The sequence below is a fragment of the Roseobacter weihaiensis genome, from assembly GCF_020622345.1.
GTDB lineage: Bacteria > Pseudomonadota > Alphaproteobacteria > Rhodobacterales > Rhodobacteraceae > Roseobacter > Roseobacter weihaiensis.
On sequence record NZ_JACNMO010000006.1, the window covers coordinates 154594 to 177290 of the forward strand.

Annotated in this window: 25 protein-coding genes; 20 read left to right on the top strand and 5 right to left on the bottom strand. The window is 60.4% G+C overall.

Going from position 1 to position 22697, the window contains the following annotated elements:
• Positions 1 to 40: 40 nt before the first annotated feature.
• Positions 41 to 1324: a PP2C family protein-serine/threonine phosphatase gene (locus H7847_RS09235; protein WP_227269190.1), complete on the top strand. Its 1284-nt coding sequence runs from the start codon at positions 41 to 43 to the stop codon at positions 1322 to 1324.
• Here H7847_RS09235 and H7847_RS09240 read toward each other — a convergent pair.
• The gene (locus tag H7847_RS09240; protein ID WP_227269191.1) at positions 1300 to 1749 is read right to left on the bottom strand and encodes an NUDIX domain-containing protein; all 450 of its coding nucleotides are present in this window, start codon (positions 1747 to 1749) and stop codon (positions 1300 to 1302) included. The genes H7847_RS09235 and H7847_RS09240 overlap by 25 nt on opposite strands.
• 81 nt (positions 1750 to 1830) lie before the next feature.
• Between H7847_RS09240 and hslO the strand changes: the two genes are divergently transcribed.
• The 8 genes from hslO (at position 1831) to H7847_RS09280 (ending at position 11065) form a co-directional block, all read left to right on the top strand.
• The gene (hslO, locus tag H7847_RS09245; RefSeq protein WP_227269192.1) at positions 1831 to 2820 is read left to right on the top strand and encodes an Hsp33 family molecular chaperone HslO; all 990 of its coding nucleotides are present in this window, start codon (positions 1831 to 1833) and stop codon (positions 2818 to 2820) included.
• Positions 2813 to 3403, top strand: coding sequence for a CoA pyrophosphatase (locus H7847_RS09250; RefSeq protein WP_227269193.1), 591 nt, complete (start codon positions 2813 to 2815; stop codon positions 3401 to 3403). The genes hslO and H7847_RS09250 overlap by 8 nt, the downstream gene beginning before the upstream one ends.
• A gap of 22 nt (positions 3404 to 3425) precedes the next feature.
• Positions 3426 to 4574 (top strand): CCA tRNA nucleotidyltransferase, encoded by a 1149-nt coding sequence (locus tag H7847_RS09255; RefSeq protein WP_227269194.1) that lies wholly within the window; start codon positions 3426 to 3428, stop codon positions 4572 to 4574.
• A 171-nt stretch (positions 4575 to 4745) separates the two neighbouring features.
• Positions 4746 to 6584: an ABC transporter ATP-binding protein gene (locus H7847_RS09260; RefSeq protein ID WP_227269195.1), complete on the top strand. Its 1839-nt coding sequence runs from the start codon at positions 4746 to 4748 to the stop codon at positions 6582 to 6584.
• Positions 6581 to 8413, top strand: coding sequence for an ABC transporter ATP-binding protein (locus H7847_RS09265; protein ID WP_227269196.1), 1833 nt, complete (start codon positions 6581 to 6583; stop codon positions 8411 to 8413). The genes H7847_RS09260 and H7847_RS09265 overlap by 4 nt, the downstream gene beginning before the upstream one ends.
• A 38-nt stretch (positions 8414 to 8451) precedes the next feature.
• Complete coding sequence (locus H7847_RS09270; protein WP_227269197.1) at positions 8452 to 9678, top strand: class I SAM-dependent RNA methyltransferase; 1227 nt, start codon at positions 8452 to 8454, stop codon at positions 9676 to 9678.
• Between the two features lie 20 nt (positions 9679 to 9698).
• Positions 9699 to 10478 carry an ion transporter gene (locus tag H7847_RS09275; protein ID WP_227269198.1) on the top strand — a complete coding sequence of 260 codons (780 nt, stop codon included), beginning with the start codon at positions 9699 to 9701 and terminating at the stop codon, positions 10476 to 10478.
• Between the two features lie 86 nt (positions 10479 to 10564).
• Positions 10565 to 11065 carry a L,D-transpeptidase family protein gene (locus H7847_RS09280; RefSeq protein ID WP_227269199.1) on the top strand — a complete coding sequence of 167 codons (501 nt, stop codon included), beginning with the start codon at positions 10565 to 10567 and terminating at the stop codon, positions 11063 to 11065.
• A 3-nt stretch (positions 11066 to 11068) separates the two neighbouring features.
• Here H7847_RS09280 and H7847_RS09285 read toward each other — a convergent pair whose 3' ends face one another.
• Positions 11069 to 11611 carry a CAP domain-containing protein gene (locus H7847_RS09285; RefSeq protein ID WP_227269200.1) on the bottom strand — a complete coding sequence of 181 codons (543 nt, stop codon included), beginning with the start codon at positions 11609 to 11611 and terminating at the stop codon, positions 11069 to 11071.
• Between the two features lie 164 nt (positions 11612 to 11775).
• Here H7847_RS09285 and H7847_RS09290 point away from each other — a divergent pair, with 164 nt between their 5' ends.
• Positions 11776 to 12387, top strand: a complete 612-nt coding sequence (locus H7847_RS09290) for a L,D-transpeptidase (RefSeq protein ID WP_227269201.1) — start codon at positions 11776 to 11778, stop codon at positions 12385 to 12387.
• 140 nt (positions 12388 to 12527) lie between these two features.
• Positions 12528 to 12704, top strand: coding sequence for a hypothetical protein (locus tag H7847_RS09295; protein ID WP_227269202.1), 177 nt, complete (start codon positions 12528 to 12530; stop codon positions 12702 to 12704).
• A gap of 74 nt (positions 12705 to 12778) precedes the next feature.
• Here the strand turns inward: H7847_RS09295 and hemH are convergent, their stop codons facing one another.
• Positions 12779 to 13849, bottom strand: coding sequence for a ferrochelatase (hemH, locus tag H7847_RS09300; protein WP_227269203.1), 1071 nt, complete (start codon positions 13847 to 13849; stop codon positions 12779 to 12781).
• Between the two features lie 55 nt (positions 13850 to 13904).
• Entirely contained in the window at positions 13905 to 14723 is an 819-nt protein-coding gene (locus H7847_RS09305; RefSeq protein WP_227269204.1) for a methyltransferase domain-containing protein, read from the bottom strand.
• Here H7847_RS09305 and H7847_RS09310 point away from each other — a divergent pair.
• Genes H7847_RS09310 through H7847_RS09325 form a run of 4 tightly spaced genes read left to right on the top strand, consistent with a single transcriptional unit; the run spans position 14722 to position 17041 of the window.
• Positions 14722 to 15471, top strand: coding sequence for a ComF family protein (locus H7847_RS09310; RefSeq protein ID WP_227269205.1), 750 nt, complete (start codon positions 14722 to 14724; stop codon positions 15469 to 15471). The genes H7847_RS09305 and H7847_RS09310 overlap by 2 nt on opposite strands.
• Positions 15472 to 15509: 38 nt before the next feature.
• On the top strand, positions 15510 to 15767 hold the full coding sequence (grxC, locus tag H7847_RS09315; protein ID WP_227269206.1) for a glutaredoxin 3: 258 nt from the start codon (positions 15510 to 15512) through the stop codon (positions 15765 to 15767).
• Complete coding sequence (locus H7847_RS09320) at positions 15767 to 16597, top strand: carbon-nitrogen hydrolase family protein (RefSeq protein ID WP_227269266.1); 831 nt, start codon at positions 15767 to 15769, stop codon at positions 16595 to 16597. The genes grxC and H7847_RS09320 overlap by 1 nt, the downstream gene beginning before the upstream one ends.
• The gene (locus H7847_RS09325; protein WP_227269207.1) at positions 16598 to 17041 is read left to right on the top strand and encodes a MarR family winged helix-turn-helix transcriptional regulator; all 444 of its coding nucleotides are present in this window, start codon (positions 16598 to 16600) and stop codon (positions 17039 to 17041) included.
• Here the strand turns inward: H7847_RS09325 and ubiG are convergent.
• Entirely contained in the window at positions 17038 to 17784 is a 747-nt protein-coding gene (gene ubiG / locus H7847_RS09330; RefSeq protein ID WP_227269208.1) for a bifunctional 2-polyprenyl-6-hydroxyphenol methylase/3-demethylubiquinol 3-O-methyltransferase UbiG, read from the bottom strand. The two genes, H7847_RS09325 and ubiG, sit on opposite strands and share 4 nt — an antisense overlap.
• A 48-nt stretch (positions 17785 to 17832) precedes the next feature.
• Here ubiG and pip point away from each other — a divergent pair, with 48 nt between their 5' ends.
• The 5 genes from pip (at position 17833) to H7847_RS09355 (ending at position 22695) form a co-directional block, all read left to right on the top strand.
• Positions 17833 to 18804, top strand: a complete 972-nt coding sequence (gene pip, locus H7847_RS09335; RefSeq protein ID WP_227269209.1) for a prolyl aminopeptidase — start codon at positions 17833 to 17835, stop codon at positions 18802 to 18804.
• A complete protein-coding gene (locus H7847_RS09340; RefSeq protein WP_227269210.1) occupies positions 18801 to 19694 on the top strand; it encodes an ABC transporter substrate-binding protein in 894 nt (297 codons plus the stop codon). Before pip ends, H7847_RS09340 begins: the two co-directional genes overlap by 4 nt.
• A 144-nt stretch (positions 19695 to 19838) precedes the next feature.
• Positions 19839 to 20429 (top strand): ribosome maturation factor RimP, encoded by a 591-nt coding sequence (rimP, locus tag H7847_RS09345; RefSeq protein ID WP_227269211.1) that lies wholly within the window; start codon positions 19839 to 19841, stop codon positions 20427 to 20429.
• Positions 20430 to 22052 (top strand): transcription termination factor NusA, encoded by a 1623-nt coding sequence (gene nusA / locus H7847_RS09350; RefSeq protein WP_227269212.1) that lies wholly within the window; start codon positions 20430 to 20432, stop codon positions 22050 to 22052.
• 22 nt (positions 22053 to 22074) lie between these two features.
• Positions 22075 to 22695, top strand: coding sequence for an RNA-binding protein (locus H7847_RS09355; RefSeq protein ID WP_227269213.1), 621 nt, complete (start codon positions 22075 to 22077; stop codon positions 22693 to 22695).
• The last annotated feature ends 2 nt before the right edge of the window (positions 22696 to 22697 follow it).

Here is a 22697-nt window from a genome sequence, read left to right on the forward strand (position 1 = left end):
TAAGGAAGATCACCAATTATAGGCCAGCCATTCTTTTTTTATGCCCGCATTGACCCCTCGTGATCCTTCCGGCCGCCGAAAGGCTCCTGTTGCTGACAAGCGGCTCATCCTGGTCGTCGATGACAGCAAGTTGCAGCGTAAAATTCTGTCGAGTTCGCTGTCCCGCTGGGGATACGACGTGATCGAGGCCGCGTCAGGGGAAGCGGCGCTGGAGATTTGCAAGGATCGCCGACCGGAACTTGTCATAAGTGACTGGATCATGCCGGGCCTTAGCGGAATAGAATTCTGCAAGGAATTCAGAGAGCTGACGCTCGACAGCTATGGGTATTTCATCCTGCTGACCTCCAAGAGCGAAAAGAACGACGTGGCGGAAGGGCTGGATGCGGGGGCGGATGACTTTCTGACCAAGCCGGTGAACGGCAACGAGCTGCGCGCCCGCATCACAGCAGGCGAGCGCATTCTTGAGATGCAGCACGAGTTGACGCTCAAGAACCGCATGATTGGGGAGACGCTCGAAGAGCTCCAACGTCTTTACGATTCGCTTGATAACGACCTCATCGAGGCCAAACAGCTGCAGCAATCGCTGATCCCGGAGCGCTTCAAGACATTCGGTGCCAGCAATCTGTCGTTGCTTTTGCGCTCCAGCGGCCATGTTGGCGGTGATCTGGTTGGGTATTATCCCGCCGGTGACGGCCATCTGGGGCTCTTTTCCCTTGATGTGTCGGGTCATGGGATCAGCTCTGCGCTGATGACGGCCCGGCTTGCCGGCTATCTTTCGGGCAGTGCCCTGGATCAGAACATCGCGCTTGAAAAAACGCAGGATGGTACCTATCGGTCGCGACCCCTGGCCCAGGCCATGGGAACGCTGAACGAGCTCGTTCTCGACGAGATGGAGACAGAGCATTATTTCACGTTGATGCTCGCCGATGTGAACCTTGAGACAGGCAAGGTCAGGATCGGGCAGGCCGGTCATCCACATCCGGTCATCCAGCGCAAATCGGGTGCTGTGGAGCAGGACGGGCCGGGCGGCTTCCCGGTCGGATTGATGTCAGACGTCACGTTTACGGAATTCGAGGCACAACTCTATCCCGGTGACCGGCTGCTGATCCTGTCCGACGGGATCACGGAATGCCCTGACAGTGACGGCGACATGCTGGGCGAAGAAGGTCTGGAGAGGTTTTTGACGGATCTGCGGGAGGTTGAGGGCCCGGCGCTCTTTGAGACGCTGATCTGGAACCTCTGCCAGTTTGCCGGCCATGCGGAGTTCCCGGATGATATCTCGGGCATCCTGTTTGAATTTCAGCCCAAGGGTCGCGACAGGTAGGTGGATAGAAAGCGCCTGTCGCCATCATTGCCAAGGGCCGCAATGGCTTCCGGGCCAGAGAGAACCAACGTCAGGTGATCCGGCTCCACGGGCTCTGACAATTGATAGACCGGGTGGGCGGTATAGACGTGGCACAGCTTTTCCGCCCAAAGATCATATTCCGGCATGTAAGCATACCGGCGAAAGGCCCCGAGACGTCGGGGCGCGGCGATCCGCCAGCCGGTTTCTTCCATCACTTCGCGGTGCAAGGCCTGGAGCGGGCTCTCGCCGGGGTCGATCCCGCCCCCCGGCAGCTGGATGTCGATGTCGTCTGCCACCTGCATGGTCAGCAGAAACCTTTGTTTTAGGGGCAGGATGGCATAAGCGCCCGGCCTCAGGACATAGCGTTGCCTTGCATCGGGCGCATGGCCGATCCGCGGTATCATTCTGGCACATCCTCTTTTCAATGGGCTTGAGCCCCTTATATGGACGCGGTATGCCAATCGCCTGGCCATAAGGAAACCCCAATGACACTTGGACATCAGATCGCGTGGGACGATACGATCCTGCCCTTTCAGCTCGATGCAAGCGATATTCGCGGACGTGTGGCCCGTCTTGACGGGGCCTTGAATGGTATCCTGAAACAACATGACTACCCGCCGCAGGTCGAAGCGCTGGTGGCGGAAATGGCCGTGCTGACCGCCTTGATCGGGCAGACGATCAAGCTGCGCTGGAAGCTGCAGTTGCAGGTCCAGTCCAAAGGGCCTGTGCGCATGATTTCCACCGATTACTATGGTCCCGAAGAGGAGGGGGCCCCGGCCCGCATCAGGGCCTATGCAAGCTATGATGCCGACCGGCTGACGGATGCCTCTGCCTTCGATCAGGTGGGCGAGGGGTATTTTGCGATCATGATCGATCAGGGCAGGGGCATGACGCCCTATCAGGGGATCACGCCGCTTTCGGGCGGCTCGCTTTCGGCCTGTGCCGAGGCTTATTTTGCGCAGTCTGAACAGTTGCCAACGCGGTTCTCCCTCAGCTTCGGGCAATCGACCGAACCGGGGGTCGAAGAACATTGGCGTGCAGGTGGCGTGATGCTGCAACACATGCCTAAAGCGTCGCCTTTCGTGGCGCAAGGCGAGGGGTCTGGGGACGTTCTGCAAGCCTCTGATCTGGTGCAGGGCGACCAGGAAGAGAACTGGAACCGGGTGAACATCCTGCTCGACACCGTCGAGGAGATGGAATTGATCGGCCCGTCGCTTGCGCCCAATGACCTGTTGCTGCGGCTCTTTCATGAGGAACAGCCGAGGGTCTATGACACGCAACCTGTCCGGTTCGGCTGCACCTGTTCCGAAGACCGGGTCCGGCAGAGCCTGTCGATCTACTCTGCGCGGGATATCGAAAAGATGACGACGGATGAGGGTCGGGTGACCGCCGATTGTCAGTTTTGCGGTGCGCATTACGACCTTGACCCCGCCACGGTCGGGTTCGAGGCCGAAAGCGACGGATCAGGTGTATGATCGCGCACGGATCAGAGCCGCCCTGGACCGACCGGGGCGGCCCTCGTCTGATTTTGATCTGAATCCGGGGACCCTCCTGCCGGAGGGGCGCAAATTGCGGCCGGCGGGTGTTTTGGTGGGTTTTTTCCAGCAGGAGGACCACATGCGGGTGATCCTCACCAAAAGATCCTCCGCCCTCAAGCACCACCCCGGACAGATCGCCTTTCCGGGGGGCAAGCAGGATGACACTGACGAAAGCGTGACGGCGGCTGCGCTGCGCGAAGCCCATGAAGAGATCGGCCTGCCGCCCAGCCATGTCGAGGTGCTGGGGCATCTGCCCGCCCATGAGACCGTGACAGGCTTTTTGGTCACGCCGGTCATCGGCTATATCCATACCGCTTTCGAGCAGGTGCCGGAGCCCGGCGAAGTGGACGAGGTCTTTAGCGTCCCGCTGCCCCATGTTCTGGACGCGTCGAACTTCATCGTTGAATCGCGGCGCTGGCGCGGGCATCGGCGGTCCTATTTCGCCGTGCCTTACGGGCCCTATTACATCTGGGGCGCAACTGCGCGTATGTTGCGGGCATGGACCGACCAGATGACATGAGCCAGATGACATGAGATTGCCGATGACCACGCCGTGGTTGCGGGACGAAAACGCCCAAGGGGTGTGCCGCGCGATCATGGCGGATGGTGGCAGAATTTACTTTGTTGGGGGCTGCGTGCGCGACGCGCTGCTCAAGGTCGGCGGATCAGACATCGACCTGGCCACGGATGTTTTGCCAGATGAGGTCACCCGGTTAGCGCAGGCTGCGGGTTTCCGGGTTGTGCCGACCGGATTTGACCACGGGACTGTCACGGTCGTGGCGGGCGGCAAGGGGTTTGAAGTCACCACGTTTCGGCAGGATGTCTCCACCGACGGGCGCCGCGCGACGGTGGCGTTTTCGACCGATATTTCTGCGGATGCCCGGCGTCGGGATTTCACGCTCAACGCGCTTTATGCGCAGCCGGATGGGTTGATCGTCGACCCCCTTGGCGGGGTGGAGGATTGTCTGAACCGGCGGATCAGGTTTATCGAAGATGCTGATCGCCGCATCCGCGAGGATTACCTGCGTATCCTGCGCTATTTCCGGTTCCATGCCTGGTATGCCCAGGTTGGAGACGGGTTTGACAGCGACGCGCTGGACGCCATCGCGCGAAACTCGGACGGGCTGGAGACCCTTTCGGCGGAGAGGGTTGGTCACGAGGTGGTCAGGCTGTTGAAAGCGCCTGATCCCACCCCGGCCATTGCGGCCATGCGGCAGGCTGGCTGTCTGACGCGCGTTCTGCCCGGCAGTGACGACCGGTTTTTGGCACCGGTGGTGCATCTCGAACAGACCCTGGACGAGGCCCCCGATCCGATGCTCCGCCTTGCGGCGCTGGGCGGGCAGGATGTCCCCAAGCGGCTGCGCCTCAGCCGGGCGGACACCCGCCGGTTGGAGTTGCTGCGCGCCGTGGGTTTTGATGCCACGCCCCTGCCGGAGCTTGCGTACCGGCAGGGTGCCGATATCGCGCGTCGGGCTGCGATCTTGCGGGCAGCCTTTGCCGGTCAGCCGCTGGCAAGGCAGAGCCTTGTACCGCTGAACAGGGCGGCAACGGCGGTCTTGCCCATCGGCGCGAAAGACCTGATGCCAAGCTACCAGGGCAAGGCTCTGGGCGCGCGTCTCGCGGCCCTGGAAACTCGCTGGATCGCGTCCGGTTTTACGCTCTCGCGCGATGATTTGCTGAGGGACGCATGAAGACCTCGACAGACGGCCTGCTTGTCTGCTAGGTCATGGTCACGACAACGGAGGAATACGAAATGTATCGCGGGATCTGGGACAGCTAAGGCTGATATAATCCAATCCTTCCAGACAGCCGGTCGCGGCGTCTGGCCATTTCGTACATCTTGCACTCAAGGCCTCCGCCCCATGTTCCGTTTCTTTGAAAACCTCGTCGACCCTTATGCTGATTACGTTGAGACGAATCAGCCTCCCACCCGCATCTGGCCGTTTTTGTGGTCCTTCGCCGAACCCTTCCGGCCCCTGTTCTACCTTGCAGGTTTCATGTCGATCGTTGTCGCCGCCATTGAGGTGGGGCTGATCTATTACATGGGTCGCATCATTGATCTGATGGAAGGTGACCCGGCCCGTGTCTGGGCAGAGCACGGGACCGAGTTCATCCTGATGGCGCTCTTTATCGTGTTCCTGCGTCCGGCAATTCAGGCGCTGGATGTCTTGCTGCTGAACAACGCGATCCTGCCGAACTTTGGTATGCTGATGCGCTGGCGGGCGCACCGTCATGTGCTGCGTCAGTCGGTGGGCTGGTTCGAGAATGATTTCGCCGGTCGGATTGCAAACCGGATCATGCAGGCCCCTTCGGCGGGCGGCGAGGTGATCTTTCAAATTTTCGACGCGATTTCCTTTTCGCTGGCCTACTTCATCGGGGCCGCCATTCTGCTGAGCATTTCTGACCCCCGCCTGCTGTTGCCGCTGCTGGCGTGGTTCGTGCTCTATGGTTGGCTGGTGCATTGGACGGTGACCCGTGTGGGTCCGGCGTCTGAGGCGGCATCGAATGCCCGGTCGCGGCTGACGGGCCGGTTGGTGGATGCCTATACCAACATTCATTCGGTCAAGATGTTCGCGCATCACGAAAAGGAGCTCGACTACGCCAAAGAGGCCATCGAGGCTGCGCGCCAAACCTTCCAAAAGGAAATGCGGATCTTCACCATGATGGATTTCACGCTGGTGATGCTGAACGGCTTGCTGATTGTTGGTGTTGTGGGGTGGGCTTTTCTGTTGTGGATGCAAGGCAGTGCGAGCGTCGGTGTCGTTGCGGCAGCCACCGCTTTGACCCTGCGGCTGAATGCGATGACCGGCTGGATCATGTGGGCGCTGACCAGCTTCTTTCGGGAACTTGGGGTCGTCTCCGAGGGGATGCAGACCATTGCCCAGCCCATTCGCCTGACAGATGCAGATGCTGCCGAGCCGCTGAAATTGACCAAGGGCGAGATTTCCATCAAGGGTCTGACCCATCACTACGGGCGTCAGTCCGGTGGCTTGGAAAACGTCGATCTGACCATCAGGCGCGGGGAAAAAGTAGGCCTTGTGGGGCGTTCGGGCGCGGGCAAATCCACCTTGGTCAAGCTGTTGCTGCGGTTCTATGATGTCGAAGGCGGCAGCATCTGCATCGACGGGCAGGACATCAGCAAGGTGCGGCAGGACAGCCTGCGGCTCGCCATCGGGATGGTGCAGCAGGACAGCTCGCTTCTGCATCGGTCGGTGCGGGACAACCTGCTTTATGGCCGGCCCGACGCGACTGAGGAGCAGATGATCGCGGCCGCGCGCCAGGCGCAGGCGCATGCGTTCATCCTTGACCTTGAGGATCCGCAGGGGCGACGTGGTTATGACGCGCATGTGGGCGAACGGGGTGTGAAACTGTCCGGCGGGCAGCGGCAGCGGGTGACGCTGGCGCGGGTGATCCTCAAGGACGCGCCCATTTTGCTGCTGGACGAGGCGACGAGCGCGCTCGACAGCGAGGTGGAGGCGGCTATTCAGGACACACTCTACGGGATGATGGAGGGCAAGACGGTCATCGCCATCGCCCACCGCCTGTCCACGATTGCGCAGATGGACCGCATTCTGGTGCTCGATCAGGGTCGGATTGTCGAAGACGGCCCCCATGACGCGCTTTTGGCGCGCGGTGGGCTATATGCAGATTTCTGGGCCCGGCAGTCGGGCGGATTTCTGACCATTGAGGAAGACGCGTGAGAATAGACCGATGGATCGAGGCCTTCCGGCCAGCGGACGGACCCCCGCCGCAAACACTGGCCGCCTTCATGCGTTGGTGCCTGTCGGGGTCCTGGCCTGCGCTCTGGCTGGCGGCGTTTCTGTCGGCGCTGGCAGGGGCAATGGAGGCAGGCACCGCACTGATCCTCGGTCTGGTCATCGATGCCACCGCCAGTGCCGGGCCGGAGCGGTTTTTCGAAGGTGAGAATATCGGCCTGGTCGTTGCGGCCGTGGCGTTCTTTGTGGTTGCCCGCCCGGTGTTCTTTGGTCTCTCGGCCTCCGCCAACTCGATCATTGTCGGGCCGAATGTGAACCCACTGGTCCTGTCACGGCTGCACCGCTGGACCTTAGGCCAGACGGTGGGGTTCTTTGACGACGATTTCGCGGGCCGGATCGCCCAGAAGCAGATGCAGGCGGCGCGCGCCGTCACGGATGTGGTGGTCGAGGTGATCAACGTCGTGGCCTTTGCGTTGGCCTCGCTGATCGGGTCGGTCATTCTGCTCTTTGCCATCGACTGGCGTGTGGCGATGGGCTTTGCCGTCTGGCTGGCCGGGTACTTCGCCCTCATCAACTGGTTTCTGCCGCGTGTCCGGGCGCGGTCTGCCGCGCGCGCCGGCGCGCGCGCGATGGTGTCGGGTCAGGTGGTGGATACGATCACCAACATCAAGACGGTCAAGCTTTTCGCGCATGCGGATCACGAGGACCGCGCGGCGCTGGATTCGATGCAGACCTTCCGCGAAAGGGCGTTGTCGTTTGGCTATCTCGCGGCGGGCTTTCGCTTTGCGCTGATGACACTGGCGGGGATTTTGCCGGTGCTCCTGCTGGGGGGCACGATCCTGCTGTGGCAAACCGGGCAGGCCAGCCAGGGCGATATCGTGGCGGCGGGGGCGGTTGCGATCCGCATCTCGCAAATGACCGGCTGGGTCAGTTTCACCCTGATGGCGATCTATTCCAACATCGGTGAGATCGAGGACGGCATCCGCACGCTGACGCCCCGCAACAGGGTGGAGGATCACCCGCAAGCACAGGATTTGATCGTGCCGGAGGGCCAGATCGACCTGCAGGATCTGGGTTTTGCCTACGGGCGTGATAAAGGGGGCGTGCAGGGGATCAACCTGACCATCCATCCCGGTGAAAAGGTCGGCATCGTCGGCGCGTCCGGTGTTGGCAAATCGACGCTGGTTGCCTTGCTTTTGCGGCTCTACGATGCGGAAAAGGGCCAGATTACCATCGATGGCGCAGATATCACCGAGGTGACGCAGGAAAGCCTGCGGCGCAGCATCGGCATGGTCACGCAGGAAACCGCGATGTTCAACCGATCTGCCCGCGACAACATCCTTTATGGACGCCCCGAGGCCAGTGAGGCAGAGGTGATTGCAGCGGCGGAAAGAGCCGAAGCGCACGGGTTCATACAGGATCTCGTCGATCACAAGGGGCGCGTCGGATATGATGCGCATCTGGGCGAGCGGGGTGTGAAACTCTCCGGCGGGCAGCGACAACGTATTGCCTTGGCACGCGCGATCCTCAAGGACGCGCCCATTCTGGTGCTGGACGAGGCAACAAGCGCGCTCGACAGCGAGGTGGAGGCGGCCATTCAAACCGCGCTTGAGCGGGTGATGGAGGGCAAGACCGTTCTGGCCATTGCGCACCGCTTGTCAACGCTGACCGAGATGGACCGCATCGTCGTGATGGACGATGGCCAGATCGTCGAAGATGGCAATCACGAGACGCTGCTGGCTCAGGGCGGGCTTTATGCGCAGTACTGGGACCGGCAATCGGGCGGTTTTATCCGCACCCAGGCGGCGGAGTAGCACTGGCATCACGCCGGTTTCGGGCCTAAAGCAGGACAATGACAGAAGTAACCATCACGCGTCTCGGAGTGCAGGGTGACGGCATTGCCGAGGGTCCGGTCTTTGTGCCGCGGGCGCTGCCGGGCGAACAGGTGACGGGCACACTCTCGGGCCAGACCCTGACAGATGTGAAAATCCTGACCCCGTCCGATCGGCGGGTCCACCCGCCGTGTGTGCATTACAAATCCTGCGGCGGGTGTCAGTTGCAACATGCGGATGACACCTTTGTGGCGGAATGGAAGCTTGATGTGGTGCGCATGGCGCTCAAGGCGCAGGGGCTGGCGCCTGAATTCAGAGCGATAGAAACCTCGCCCGCGACATCGCGCCGCCGGGCCGGCTTTGCCGCGCGGCGAACCAAAAAGGCGGCGATGGCGGGTTTTCATGGGCGCGCGTCAGACACCATTGTGCCGGTGCCCGATTGCCAGCTGGTAGATCCCGATATTCTGCGGGGTCTGCCGGTGGCCGAAGCGCTTGCGGTGGTCGGGGCCAGTCGCAAAACGCCGCTGTCCGTTATGGTGACCGCGACGCAGACCGGGCTTGATGTGGCGGTCACACAGGGCAAGCCGCTGGATGGTCCCCTGCGCCAGCAGTTGGCGGCGATCTGTGACCAGATGGGTCTTGCGCGGCTCACATGGGGGGATGAGGTCGTCGCGATGCGCGCGCCGCCGGTGCTTGACTTTGGGGTTGCCGAGGTCGCGCCACCCCCTGGTGCGTTCTTGCAGGCCACGGCCCATGGGCAACGTGTTCTGACCGACGCGGTTCGGGAAATCGTGGCGGGCGCGGGCCGCGTCATCGATCTTTTTGCAGGCTGTGGCACCTTTGCCCTGCCACTGGCGCAGGATGCAGAGGTCCATGCGGTTGAGGGGGAGGCGGCGATGCTGGCCGCCCTCGATGCCGGGTGGCGTCATGCGCAGGGCCTCAAGAGGATCACGACCGAAGCACGCGATCTCTTTCGCCGCCCGCTGATGCCCGATGAGATGGCCAAAGCACAGGCGCTTGTGCTCGATCCCCCGCGCGCGGGGGCGCAGGCGCAGGTGGCGGAACTGGCAAAGGCGGATGTGCCGCGCATCGCCTATGTTTCGTGCAACCCGGTTAGTTTTGCGCGCGATGCATCGGTTCTGGTATCGGCTGGGTATGATCTGGGCTGGATACAGGTTGTGGACCAATTCCGCTGGTCCTCACATGTTGAGCTTGTCGCCTGTTTGACCAAATCCCATATGCGATGAGCGCAACAAAGGAGAGCGTGATGAGTATCAGAGAACGTCTTGATATCTGGCTGGACCAGCGATGGGTCACCAGCCTTGTCATCGGCGTTATCATCTTTAACGCGATCCTGCTGGGGATGGAAACATCGCCCCGGCTCATGTCCATGGCCGGCGGGCTGATCGTGTCCCTCGACAAGGCCTGCCTTGCCTTCTTTGTGGTCGAGATCCTGCTCAAGCTTTTTGCGCGGGGCGGGCGGTTTTTCAAAAACGGCTGGAACATCTTTGACATGGTGATCGTGGGGGCCGCCCTCGTGCCCGGCTCGCAGACCATGTCCGTCTTGCGGGCGCTGCGGATCTTGCGGGTGCTGCGGGTGATTTCTGTCGCCCCGAGCCTGCGCCGCGTGGTTGAAGGGTTCGTCACCGCCCTGCCCGGCATGGGCAGCGTTTTCGTTTTGATGGCGATCATCTTCTACATCGGGTCGGTGATCGCGACCAAGCTCTTTGCCGCCAGCTTTCCAGAGTGGTTCGGGTCGTTGCCACAAAGCGGTTACACGCTTTTCCAGATCATGACGCTGGAAAGCTGGTCCATGGGCATCGTGCGTCCGGTGATGGAGGTCTATCCCTACGCCTGGGCGTTTTTCGTGCCTTTCATCATGGTCACGACCTTTGCCGTCGTGAACCTTTTGGTGGGTTTGATCGTGAATTCGATGCAAGATGCGCACCAGCAGGAAGCAGGGGCCGTGACCGATGCCTACCGTGATGAAGTGCTCACACGGTTGGTTGCGATTGAGGAGCAGCTGAAAAATAAGCCCCCGTCCTGACGTTTTTGTGACCTTGTTTAACGCAATCTCCATGGTAGAAATGGCAAAAGAGCAGAGAACAAAAAGAAAAACGGGACAGCAAGAACATGCGTCGAAGAGAGTTATTGATGGGCACAGCCGCGCTGATGTCTGTCGGGGCCTGTGCAACGGATTCGAAATTCAAAAGATATGACGGACCGGATGTGTCCTTTGTGGTTGTCAACAAAGGCGAACGCCGAATGCATCTGCTGCACAACGAGCAGCTTTTGAAAAGCTATGACATCCACCTTGGATTTGCGCCTGTGGGCCACAAGCAGTTCGAAGGGGACGGCAGGACGCCAGAGGGCCTTTACCGTATCGACCGGCGCAATCCGAATAGCGAATTCCACCTGTCGCTGGGGATTTCCTATCCAAACACCAACGATTACGCGGCGGCCAAAGCTGTCGGGAAATCACCAGGGGGCGACATCTTTATTCACGGGCAGAAATCGCGGTTCAGACGGGATAGACCGGACTGGACGTGGGGCTGCATCGCCGTGACCAACGATGAGATCGAAGAGATTTACGCGATGGTGCGCAACGACACGCTGATCCAGCTCAACGCCTGAGGATCAGCTGCTGGCGGCGACCCCGCCGCCGGTATCGCCCAGGATCATCGTCCACCAGATCTTGCCGTTGTTTTCCTGATACCAGGCAAATCCGAGAGCGTCTGCCGAGGGGTCGAGGATGATCCGGCGTGTGTCCGGCTTTTCCATCCAGGCCCCAAGGGTTTCAAGCTCGCTCTCAAAGGTTTCGGAGATGTTTTCGCCGACCAACCTGCCGGAAAACCCGACCCGCTGGACCCGCTCGATCGGAGAAGACCCATCCGATCCGAAGTGCCAGGGCCGGTTCTGCACCGACATGTCACGCGAGTGGGTCGCTGCCGCAGCGTTCAATTGCGAATCCAAGGCAACGGCCTGCTGGCCGGATGCGCCACGCAGCGCGTTCACCGCATCCAGCATCCGGAACTGGATATTCGCTGTGTCGCGATCCTTGATCCGATAGACCTGAGGGAGCGGTTTGCCATCTGGTCCCAATCTTGTGCCGCTGGGTGATGGGGCGCAAGCTGCCAGAGCCACGGCCAGAGCGAGAAAAAGCGAAAACAGACGGATCATAAAACTCTCCTGAAACGGTATTTTGCCACATATCCTGCCCGGCGTGATATTTCAAACGCACATCGACGTGACCGGGTGCAATGACATCTGTTTGATTTGCGACTGAGGCTTTCTCGCCATAAAGTGGCGACAAAATGAACACCATTGATCTATGGAGGCAGTTGATGTCTGAGAATACCTTTAATAAGCCCGGCCGCCGCGCGTTCTTGGCAGGAAGTGCTGCGATGTTGGCGACACCTGCCCTGGCGCAAGACCTGGGATCGGTCAATTCCTCAAGCACCACAGAGGGTGAGCGGGATCTGACCGAAACCGTTCGGCGCAACAGCTCCAGCTTTCGGACGCTGGATTGGCGGCCTTATTTCTCGAACCTGCGCCGCGGTGCCATTCTGGTGGATATCGACAGCCGTGCGTTGCACTACTGGGCCGAAGAGGGCGATTTCTACAAGCTTTATCCCTCCAGCGTTCCGCTGTCCGAAGACCTGACCCGACGTGGCAGAACGCAGGTGGTGCGTAAGGTGGATGGGCCGAGCTGGCGGCCGACGCCCTCCATGCTGAAGCGTAATCCGGACTGGCCGGAGTACATCGGCCCCGGCCCCGACAATCCCATGGGCACCCACGCCCTGTATCTCAGCTGGACCTATTATCGTATCCACGGCACCCACGACACCCGCAAGATCGGGCGTCAGTCCTCCAACGGGTGTATCGGTCTTTACAATGAGCACATCGCTGAACTCTTTGGGTTTTCAGAGGTCGGAACACAGGTGTTGCTAATTTGACGACATTTCGGCGGTTTACCGACGTTCTTGGCGAATCAGGTTTGCAAAGGCAGGCGTATGGTGTTTTACATTTGAGCACGAGGTAAGTCTTGGGTGCATGCTATCGCATTGCGTAGCATGCCTTTTCTGGAGGTTATGATATGAAAAAACTCGTTCTCGCAGCTGCTTTCACCGCCGCAGCATCCACAGCATTCGCTGGTTCTTTGGAAGAGCCAATCGTTGAAGCGCCAGTTATCGTAGAAGAAACACAAGGGTCTTCTGCAGGTATCCTGCTTCCACTGCTTCTGCTGGTTATTGTCGCAGCTGCGGTTTCCTAATAGGATTCCAACCACAAAAAAAGGCGGTGTAGAAATACGCCGCCTTTTTTATTTGCCGCGGCGCTGGCGCGGTTTCAGTCGATCCAGCCGCTCAGATTATCGTTGATGACATTGCAAAGTGCACGGATATGCGCGTCGTCATCATTCAGGCACGGAATATACGTAAAATCTTCGCCGCCCGCTTCTTCAAAGCTTTCCTTGATCTCTTCGTTGATCTCTTCGAGCGTTTCGATGCAGTCGGCTGAGAACGCAGGCGCACAGACCGCAATGTTCTTTTTGCCGGCCTCCGCCAGCCGGGCGACTTCTTCTACCGTGTAGGGTTTCAGCCATTCTTCCGGGCCGAACTTGGACTGAAAGGTTGTGGTGATTTCCGTGTCTTTCCAACCCAGCCGTTCTTTGAGCAGCCGCGTCGTCTTCTGACACTGGCAGTGGTAGGGGTCGCCCTCCATCAGATAGCGGATGGGCACGCCATGATAAGAGCAGACCAGGATGTCAGGGCGTTTTTCCAGACCGGCGTAGGCCTTCTCGATCGACTGGGCGAGCGCTTCGATATAGTCGGGCCGGTCGTAATAGGGATCGACGGTGCGCGTGGTCGGCTGCCATTTTTCATAGGTCAGAGAGCGGAAAAATTCATCGTTTGCCGTCGCCGACGTGGCCCCCGCATAATGTGGATAAAGCGGGAAAAACAGTATCTTACGGCATCCTGCGGCTGTCATCTCGGCCACTTTTGATCGGGTGGACGGATTGCCGTAACGCATGCAGAAGTCAACCATCACCTCATCGCCGTGGCGCGCGTGCATCGCCTCTTTGACCTTGGCTGTTTGCGCCTTGGTGATGGTCATCAAGGGGCTCTCGCCGTCTTTTTCGTTCCAGATCGATTTATAGGCCGCGCCGGATGAGAACGGGCGTTTCGACAGGATGATGAGCTGCAACAGCGGCTGCCATATCCACGGGCTGTAGTCGATCACGCGGCGGTCTGACAGGAACTCGTTGAGATACCGGCGCATGGACCAGTAGTCGTAATTGTCGGGTGTGCCGAGGTTGGCCAGCAGAATGCCGATCTTTGGCTTTGCAATTGCCGGATGATCCGCCTCTGCGTGTGCGGGCCGGGCCATCGCTTTTGCGGTGGAGCTGCTGTCCAGCATGGTGTGTTCCTTGTTCTCGGCGTATCGTGGTGAAATAGTCAGTTTTCAGCGCGGGTCAATCGCCCAAAGGCACCTCCGGCACCTTAAGCGCATCTGCAAGCCTTTGTTTTGCGGACCCCGGCCGCAGCGGTTGCTGTTGGCTCGCATCCGGGGCCCATCCGGTCAAAAAGACCATTTCATACGTTGCTTTGACCCGACCCGTCGGGGTCGAGAAGGCCTCGGCATATTGCTGTGAAGTCAGGGTAAAAAGGGCCCGCGGCGGGGTGGTTTTCCGACGCTGGCTGAGCGCATTTGTCTCACCCATCTGCCGCAGGTCGTGCATCAGATGCATCGCGTCCCGGTACTCGGTCCGGATCGGCAGGCTATCGGCCACGGGCAAGGCAAAACCCGCCCGTTGCAACAAAGCCCCAAGGTCGCGGATTTCGCCCATCGGGGCCACCCGGGGGGATAGCCCGCCGGTGATCGCGATCTCGGCCTGTCCGATGCAGGCCCGCAATTCCTCCAGTGTCTGGCCGCCCAGCGTTGCTGCAATCAGCAGCCCGTCGGGTTTCAGGCTGCGGCGGCACTGGATCAGCTGGCCCACCGGATCATTGGCCCAATGCAGCGACATCGCATGGATCACCAGATCATGCGCGCCGGGCTCAAGAGCCAGGGTATCGCTGTCCTCGACCACTTTTGCCGAGGGCAGGCGGCGCGCCCAGAGATCGGCAAAAGGGGTCACAACCGCGGGCGATTTAAACGCTCTATTAACCATGCCCAGCCGATCCTGAATCTCGTCAGCTGCCGATTCTTGCAGGAATAGCCCGTTCGACTTTGCCCGCGCGCGGTGCAGGGACAAAGCCCGGGTATCGGTCAGTTGGTTCGGTGTGGTCATGGAAGGATCAGATAACGTGGCGGAGCTTGGTTTTCAAACAGCAGTTTCACTGATTTACCCGCCGCGTTGTCTCGGATGCGGTGGACAGGTCGAAAGTGACTTTGGCCTTTGCGGTGCCTGCTGGCGGGACACGCCCTTTATCGGCGGGTCGATCTGCGACACCTGCGGCACGCCGCTGCCGGGCGATGATGAGGGCGACGTGCTCAAATGCGATGACTGCATGATCACGCCGCGGCCCTGGGCCAAGGGGCGGGCCGCCCTGCTCTACAAGGATAACGCGCGCCGATTGGTGCTGGCCCTGAAACACGGTGACCGGCAGGAGATTGCCCAGCCTGCGGCCCTGTGGATGGCGCGCGTGATCGAAGATCTGCCGCTCGACAATATGCTCATCGCGCCGATCCCGCTGCATTGGATGCGTCTGCTCAAACGGCGGTACAACCAGTCGGCGCTGCTGGCGCAGGCGCTGGCACGGCATACGGGGTTGCCGGTATGTCCTGATCTCTTGCAACGTCAGCGGCGCACGCAATCGATGGACGGGCTGACGAAAGAGGTGCGCTTTACCTCCGTCAAGGGCGCGATCCGGGCGCATCCGCGGCGCCGTCACAGGATGGCGGGCAGGCCGGTGCTTTTGGTGGATGATGTGCTGACCTCGGGGGCGACCTTATCCTCTGCAACCGACGCCTGTCTGGCCGCCGGATCAGGGCCGGTTTACGTCGTAACCCTAGCGCGCGTGACAAGAAATGCCTAAATGCCTTTTCAACACCTGCGTTGAAAAGGACTGCCACGATGAAAAATGTCGAAATCTACACCTCGCCTCTTTGCGGGTTTTGCCATGCGGCCAAGCGGCTTTTGTCGCAAAAGGGCGTGGACTTCGCTGAATTCGATGTGCTCAGCAACCCCGACCGCAAACCGGAGATGATCCAGCGCGCCAATGGTGGACGCACGGTGCCGCAGATTTTTGTCGGTGATGTGCATGTTGGCGGGTGTGACGATCTATACGAGCTGGAACGCAGTGGCAATCTGGACAAGCTTCTGGCGGCATGATGAAGACCGCGCTGATCCAGCTAAACGTCACCGATGATCCAGCTGAAAACCTGCCGGTTACGCTGGCTTTCATCCGGCAGGCGGCCCGGGACGGCGCAGAATTTGTCCTGACGCCCGAAGTCACCAACTGTCTCTCCACCAGCCGGGCCCATCAGCAGGATGTGCTGCATCTCGAAGCGGATGATCCGACCCTTGCCGCGCTGTGTGCCGAGGCCGAGGCTTTGGGCATCTGGCTGCTGATCGGATCGCTTGCCTTGAAAACAACGGATGCGGATGGCCGCTTTGCCAATCGCTCGTTCATGATTGATCCACAGGGTGAGGTGGTCGCCCGCTACGATAAAATTCACATGTTCGACGTGCAGGTCACGCCGGAGGAAACATTCCGCGAATCGGATGGCTATCGCCCCGGTGCGCGAGCTGTCACCGCGGCAACCGACTTTGGCACGGTGGGTATGACCGTCTGCTACGACCTGCGGTTTGCGGCGTTGCATCTGGCCTTGGCGCGGGCCGGCGCGCGCATGTTGACCGTGCCGGCGGCCTTTTCGCCGGTGACAGGGGCCGCCCATTGGCACACGCTGCTGCGGGCCCGGGCGATCGAAACCGGCTGCTTTGTACTGGCCCCCGCCCAGACCGGCACCCACGCCAGCACCCGGCACAAGACCCGATCAACCTATGGGCATTCGCTTGTCGTGACCCCATGGGGCGAGGTGCAATTGGACGCAGGCCGTGCGGCGGGCGTTTACATGACGGACATCGATATGGGACAAGTGGATGCGGCGCGGGGGAAGGTGCCCAGCCTTGAAAATGCGCGGCCCTTTGACGGACCTTGAATGGATGATGACAGGAATTCGCTGGCGATTGCGCTGTTCACCGAGGTGATGGCGGCGGATCACCTCGTGCGTGCGCGGCTCAGCCGGGTGCTGCCAAAGGGTATGGAAATCTCGCATTTTTCGGTGCTGAATCATTTGGCTTGGATCGGAGATGAGCGCACACCGGCACAATTGGCGGACACGTTCCACGTCACACGCGGTGCCATGACGAATACACTCAGCAAACTGGAATGGGCAGGATATGTGCATATCCGGCCCGATTGGGATGACGCCCGGCGCAAGTTTGTCGCGATCAGTCCGGCAGGCCGCCAGGCGCGCGACCATGCGGTGGGCTCCGTGACACCCGTCATCACGCAGATGGTTGAAAAGATGGGGGCCGATCAGGTGCGTGGCGCGCTCCCCATCCTGCGTGAGATGCGCATCCAGCTTGGCGATGATACCTAGGCGGGTTTGACGCTGGCGGTCACGTAATTGACGCTCAGATCGCGATCCGACAGCTTCCAGGACCACGACACCGGATTGAACACGAAGCCCTTGCGGTCGACCGGGTCGAGTCCTGCGTCGCGCAGCAGATCGAACAGCTCATCCGGGGTGATGAACTTTGACCATTCATGTGTGCCCTTGGGCAGCCAGCGCATCACATGCTCGGCCCCGATAATCGCCATCACGTAGGATTTCGGGTTCCGGTTCAGGGTAGAACAGACATGTAACCCCCCAGGCTTCAGAAGTTTGCGACAGGCGATGAGGTAGTCGATGGGCGAGGCCACATGTTCCACCACCTCCATATTTAATACGGCATCGAATTGCTCCCCGGCCTCGGCCAGCGCTTCTGCGGTCGTGTGGCGGTAATCGATCTGGAGCCCGGATTGCTCTGCATGGATGCGGGCCACGGGGATGTTGCGTTCTGCCGCGTCCGCGCCCACCACATCCGCGCCAAGCCGGGCCATGGGTTCTGCCAGCAGCCCGCCGCCGCAGCCGATGTCGAGAATGCGCAGGCCCTTGAAAGGGGTCGGTTGCGTTAAATCCCGGTCGAACTCCCCGGCAATCTGGCTGGTGATATAGTCCAGCCGACAGGGGTTGAGCATGTGCAGAGGCTTGAATTTTCCGTTCTCATCCCACCATTCGGCGGCCATCGCTTCGAATTTAGCGATTTCCGATGGGTCAACGGTTGATTGAGGCGCTTGCATTCTGATCTCCATATGCTCAAGTGCGTTTCCGTATTATATAGGCCTGTAATGGACAAGTTCCCGGACCAAAAGCGCGCAGTGCAATATCTCTACCCGCCGATCGATCCTTTCGATCAGCGGATGATCGACGTGGGCCAGGGGCATCGGGTCTATATGGAGCAATGCGGCAATCCCGAGGGCCTGCCGGTGATTGTTTTTCATGGCGGTCCGGGGGGTGGATGCAGCCCAGCAATGCGGCGCTATTTCGACCCTGAGGTCTACCGGGTGATTCTCTTTGATCAGCGCGGCTGCGGCCGGTCGCGGCCCCATGCCAGCGTGACCCATAATACAACCTGGCATCTCGTCGATGACATCGAACTGATCCGCCGCACGCTGGAGATCGACAGTTGGGTCGTCTTTGGCGGCAGCTGGGGGGCCACCCTGGCCCTAATCTATGCACAGGCGCATCCTGCCCATGTCAGTCACCTGGTGCTGCGCGGTGTCTTCCTGATGACCCAGGCGGAGCTTGACTGGTTCTACGGCGGCGGGGCCGGAAAATTCTGGCCGGAAGTTTGGGAGCGGTTTACCTCGCTGATCCCGGAGGACGAACAGGGGGACCTGATCGAAGCCTACCGGCAGCGGCTCTTTTCGGGGGATATGTCGCAAGAGACGCGCTACGCCAAAGCGTGGTCCGGTTGGGAGAATGCGCTGGCGTCGATTCATTCCTCCGGCACCATCGGGGACAGCCCCGGTGAATACGCCCGGGCCTTTGCGCGGCTGGAGAATCACTACTTCTCCAACGCGGGTTTTTTGAGCTTTGATGGCCAGATCATGGCCCATGTCGGTCGGATTGCGCATATTCCAGGCGTGATTGTGCAGGGGCGGTATGATATGATCTGCCCGCCCACCAGTGCCTATGCGCTGGCGGACGCGTGGGACAATTGCGAGCTGAAGATGGTGCGCAACGCAGGTCACGCGCTTTCCGAACCGGGCATCAGCGCAGAGCTGGTGCGCACCATGGACAGGATTGCGGGAAGATGACTCGACGACCCTTTATCGACCGCCGGGCGCTTTTTGCTTCGGGTGCGGCGGCAGCCCTGCTGGCGGCCACGGGCCTGTCGGCGCAGGCGGGTCCCGCACGCGGCGGACGCCTGCGGGCGGCGTTGTCGGGGGCGTCGCGGCAGGATCGCTTTGACGTCACACAGGATCACGGGCTCTTTATGCAGGTGGCCATGGTCGGGACGATCTTTGACACCCTGACCGAAGTGGCCGCGGACGGGACCCTGCGCGGCGAGCTTGCCATCGGCTGGCAGGGCAATGCGGATGCCCGCGTCTGGACCTTTCAGCTGCGCGACGGGGTCGATTTCCACGATGGCCGTCGCTTTACTGCGCGGGATGTTGTCACGTCCTTCGATCTGCATTGCTCAACGCTGCTGTCGGATGTGGCGGAGAACGAGGCGCAGGGCCCCGACCGGTTGCGAATTGTGCTGCATGCGGGTGACCCGGATTTCCCCTACCGCCTGTCTGACCCGCGTCTGGTCATCTACCCGGCGGGTAACATGGCGCAGGCGATGGCTGACGGGATCGGCACTGGGCTCTACCGTCTGCACCGGTTCCAGCCGGGACGGCAGGTGCTGGCTCACCGGGTCGAGCATCACTACAAGGATGGTCAGGCCGGCTGGTTCGATACGGTTGAACTTGTGGCTCTTTCGTCAGACGCCGTTCGGGCCGAAGCCCTGCGTGAGCATTACGTGGATGCCGCCGATCTGACCCATACTGCCGATTTACAGGATCTTGCGGGGATCACGGTTCTGCCGGAAGAGCATTTCATGACCACGGCGGTGGATGATTGCCTGGCGCTGCCGGCGCAGGTCGGATCACGCTGGCCGATGGATAACCTGCGCGCGGCAGAACGGTGGTGGATGGCCTGAGACAAGGGGGGTTGCGGTGACTGTGCCGGAGGGCTATATCACCTTCAACAGCGGCGCTCTCGGGTCCAAACCGAAAGCCCACCGAAAATTCAAACGGGCCGCGCGCCCGTTTTTTTTGTGCCTGATGGAAACCTTGAAAGACCGATGACAAACGACCTGATTGCCAAAGCTGCCATCGACCGTCGCATGGCCGAGATCATCACCCCGGTGATCGAGGATATGGGGTTTGAACTGGTGCGTGTGCGGCTGATGTCGGGCAAGTCCACGACGCTTCAGATCATGGCGGACAAGCCCGACGGCGGCATCGAGGTCGACGATTGTGGCGAGATCAGCCAGGCGGTTGGGGCGGTTCTCGATGTCGAAGACCCGATTCTGGACGAATACACGCTCGAGGTTTCCAGCCCCGGCATCGACCGCCCGCTGACCCGGCTGAAAGACTTCGAGATGTTCGAAGGTTACGAGGCCAAGATCGAGACGGCGGAGATGATCGACGGGCGCCGGCGCTTCAAGGGCGCGCTGGCGGGCATCGAAGAGGATGAGGTTCTCATCAATGTGGATGAGGGCACGATCGGGCTGAAATTCGAGTGGTTGTCTGACGCCAAGCTCGTGCTGACAGATGATCTGATCAAGGAAATGCTGCGCCAGCGTAAGGCCGCGGGCGCAATCGACGAAACCAAGTTTGACGAAATATCCGACGAATTAGACACGGATCATTCCGCTGAGGGAGATAGGTAAATGGCGATTACGTCCGCAAACCAGCTTGAGTTATTGCAAACCGCCGAGGCTGTGGCCCGCGAAAAGATGATCGATCCCGGTCTGGTGGTCGAGGCGATGGAGGAATCACTCGCCCGCGCGGCCAAGTCCCGTTACGGCGCGGAGATGGACATTCGCGTGCACATCGACCGCAAGACCGGCCGCGCTACATTTACCCGCGTGCGCACCGTGGTTGAGGAAGAGGAGCTTGAGAATTATCAGGCCGAGTTCACGGTCGAGCAGGCCAAGCAATATCTGGATGACCCCAAGGTGGGCGATACCTTTGTCGAGGAAGTCCCCCCGGTTGAGATGGGCCGCATCGCCGCGCAATCCGCCAAACAGGTGATTCTGCAAAAAGTGCGCGAGGCCGAGCGGGATCGCCAGTTCGAGGAATTCAAGGATCGCGCGGGCACCATCATCAATGGCCAGGTCAAGCGCGAGGAATACGGCAACGTCATCGTCGATGTGGGCGCGGGCGAAGCGATCCTGCGCCGCAACGAAAAGATCGGGCGCGAAAGCTACCGGCCCAACGACCGTATCCGGGTCTACATCAAGGATGTGCGCCGCGAACAGCGTGGCCCGCAGATTTTCCTCAGCCGGACAGCACCCGAATTCATGGCTGAGCTTTTCAAGATGGAAGTGCCGGAAATCTATGATGGCATTATCGAGATCAAGGCGGTTGCCCGTGACCCCGGCAGCCGGGCCAAGATCGCCGTGATTTCCTATGATAACTCCATCGATCCGGTGGGCGCCTGTGTGGGGATGCGCGGCTCTCGCGTGCAGGCCGTGGTGAACGAGCTGCAGGGCGAAAAGATAGACATCATCCCCTGGAACGAAGACCAGCCGACCTTCCTTGTGAACGCGTTGCAACCGGCGGAAGTCTCCAAGGTGGTTCTGGACGAGGAAGCGGGCAAGATCGAGGTCGTGGTGCCGGAAGAGCAGCTCAGCCTCGCGATTGGCCGCCGCGGTCAGAACGTGCGGCTGGCCAGCCAGCTGACCGGTCTCGACATCGACATCATGACCGAAGAGCAGGAAAGCGCGCGCCGTCAGGCCGAGTTCGAACTGCGCACCAAGCTCTTTGTCGACAATCTCGACCTGGATGAGTTCTTTGCCCAGCTTCTGGTCTCCGAAGGCTTCTCCAACCTCGAAGAGGTGGCCTACGTGGAGATTGACGAACTGCTGGTCATCGATGGTGTCGATGAGGACACCGCCAATGAGCTTCAGGCCCGCGCCCGCGACGTGCTTGAGGCACAGAACAAAGCGGCGCTGGAGAACGCCCGCAGCATGGGCGTTGAAGACAGCCTGGTTGAATTTGAGGGCCTCACGCCCCAGATGATTGAGGCATTGGCGAAGGATGACGTCAAAACGCTGGAAGACTTCGCAACCTGCGCAGATTGGGAACTGGCCGGTGGCTGGACAAGCGTTGATGGTGAGCGGGTGAAAGACGATGGCGTTCTGGAACCCTTTGATGTTTCGTTGGAGGAAGCGCAGGACCTGATTATGACAGCGCGCGTGATGTTGGGCTGGGTCGATCCGGCTGATCTGGAGGCGGACGCCGCAGAGGACGCTGCGGACGTCGAAGAGACGGAGGAAGCCGAGGTCTGATTTCAGGCCTCGGGGTCTCAGGATGGGTCGCGGTGGCGCTCCCAAAGACCGCGGTGACGGTCCCGACCGCAAGTGCATTGCCACAGGCGAGGTGCAACCCAAATATGGGCTCATCCGTTTCGTGGTTGGGCCGGACAGGCAGATTGTGCCGGATATTCTGGGCAAACTGCCGGGACGTGGTATATATGTTTCTGCTGATCGTGCGGCGATTGACAAAGCCGCGCGGAAGGGTCTTTTTGCGCGCTCAGCGAAATCGCCGGTCAAGGTGCCAGACAATCTGATCGACGAGGTCGAGACACAGCTTGCCCGCCGGGTGGTGGATTTGATCTCGCTCCAGCGCAAGGCGGGTAAAGCGGTTGCTGGTTTTGAGAAGGTAAAAACGTGGCTGCAGATGGAAGAGGCAGAGGTTCTCATTCAGGCGGTTGACGGCTCCGGTCGGGGCAAATCGAAATTGAGTACGCCGCACTACGGGTCATATATTGGCTGGTTGACGGCAGATGAATTGGGTTTGGCATTTGGACGGCAAACTGTGATACATGGGGCGCTCGCCTCTGGTGGACTCACGCAACGTGTTGTAGAGGAAGCCCAACGACTTAAAGGCGTGCGCGTAAACGAGGGTGGCAAGGGCCATCCGAAAGGATAGAC

What these genes read in the sequence shown, in the direction of transcription:
- H7847_RS09235 (WP_227269190.1), top strand. Translation starts at nt 41, where the DNA reads ATGCCCGCATTGACCCCTCGTGATCCTTCCGGCCGCCGAAAGGCTCCT.
- H7847_RS09240 (WP_227269191.1), bottom strand. Translation starts at nt 1,749, where the DNA reads ATGATACCGCGGATCGGCCATGCGCCCGATGCAAGGCAACGCTATGTC.
- hslO (WP_227269192.1), top strand. Translation starts at nt 1,831, where the DNA reads ATGACACTTGGACATCAGATCGCGTGGGACGATACGATCCTGCCCTTT.
- H7847_RS09255 (WP_227269194.1), top strand. Translation starts at nt 3,426, where the DNA reads ATGACCACGCCGTGGTTGCGGGACGAAAACGCCCAAGGGGTGTGCCGC.
- H7847_RS09260 (WP_227269195.1), top strand. Translation starts at nt 4,746, where the DNA reads ATGTTCCGTTTCTTTGAAAACCTCGTCGACCCTTATGCTGATTACGTT.
- H7847_RS09270 (WP_227269197.1), top strand. Translation starts at nt 8,452, where the DNA reads ATGACAGAAGTAACCATCACGCGTCTCGGAGTGCAGGGTGACGGCATT.
- H7847_RS09275 (WP_227269198.1), top strand. Translation starts at nt 9,699, where the DNA reads ATGAGTATCAGAGAACGTCTTGATATCTGGCTGGACCAGCGATGGGTC.
- H7847_RS09280 (WP_227269199.1), top strand. Translation starts at nt 10,565, where the DNA reads ATGCGTCGAAGAGAGTTATTGATGGGCACAGCCGCGCTGATGTCTGTC.
- H7847_RS09285 (WP_227269200.1), bottom strand. Translation starts at nt 11,611, where the DNA reads ATGATCCGTCTGTTTTCGCTTTTTCTCGCTCTGGCCGTGGCTCTGGCA.
- H7847_RS09290 (WP_227269201.1), top strand. Translation starts at nt 11,776, where the DNA reads ATGTCTGAGAATACCTTTAATAAGCCCGGCCGCCGCGCGTTCTTGGCA.
- H7847_RS09295 (WP_227269202.1), top strand. Translation starts at nt 12,528, where the DNA reads ATGAAAAAACTCGTTCTCGCAGCTGCTTTCACCGCCGCAGCATCCACA.
- hemH (WP_227269203.1), bottom strand. Translation starts at nt 13,849, where the DNA reads ATGCTGGACAGCAGCTCCACCGCAAAAGCGATGGCCCGGCCCGCACAC.
- H7847_RS09310 (WP_227269205.1), top strand. Translation starts at nt 14,722, where the DNA reads ATGGAAGGATCAGATAACGTGGCGGAGCTTGGTTTTCAAACAGCAGTT.
- H7847_RS09305 (WP_227269204.1), bottom strand. Translation starts at nt 14,723, where the DNA reads ATGACCACACCGAACCAACTGACCGATACCCGGGCTTTGTCCCTGCAC.
- grxC (WP_227269206.1), top strand. Translation starts at nt 15,510, where the DNA reads ATGAAAAATGTCGAAATCTACACCTCGCCTCTTTGCGGGTTTTGCCAT.
- H7847_RS09320 (WP_227269266.1), top strand. Translation starts at nt 15,767, where the DNA reads ATGAAGACCGCGCTGATCCAGCTAAACGTCACCGATGATCCAGCTGAA.
- H7847_RS09325 (WP_227269207.1), top strand. Translation starts at nt 16,598, where the DNA reads ATGGATGATGACAGGAATTCGCTGGCGATTGCGCTGTTCACCGAGGTG.
- ubiG (WP_227269208.1), bottom strand. Translation starts at nt 17,784, where the DNA reads ATGCAAGCGCCTCAATCAACCGTTGACCCATCGGAAATCGCTAAATTC.
- pip (WP_227269209.1), top strand. Translation starts at nt 17,833, where the DNA reads ATGGACAAGTTCCCGGACCAAAAGCGCGCAGTGCAATATCTCTACCCG.
- H7847_RS09340 (WP_227269210.1), top strand. Translation starts at nt 18,801, where the DNA reads ATGACTCGACGACCCTTTATCGACCGCCGGGCGCTTTTTGCTTCGGGT.
- rimP (WP_227269211.1), top strand. Translation starts at nt 19,839, where the DNA reads ATGACAAACGACCTGATTGCCAAAGCTGCCATCGACCGTCGCATGGCC.
- nusA (WP_227269212.1), top strand. Translation starts at nt 20,430, where the DNA reads ATGGCGATTACGTCCGCAAACCAGCTTGAGTTATTGCAAACCGCCGAG.
- H7847_RS09355 (WP_227269213.1), top strand. Translation starts at nt 22,075, where the DNA reads ATGGGTCGCGGTGGCGCTCCCAAAGACCGCGGTGACGGTCCCGACCGC.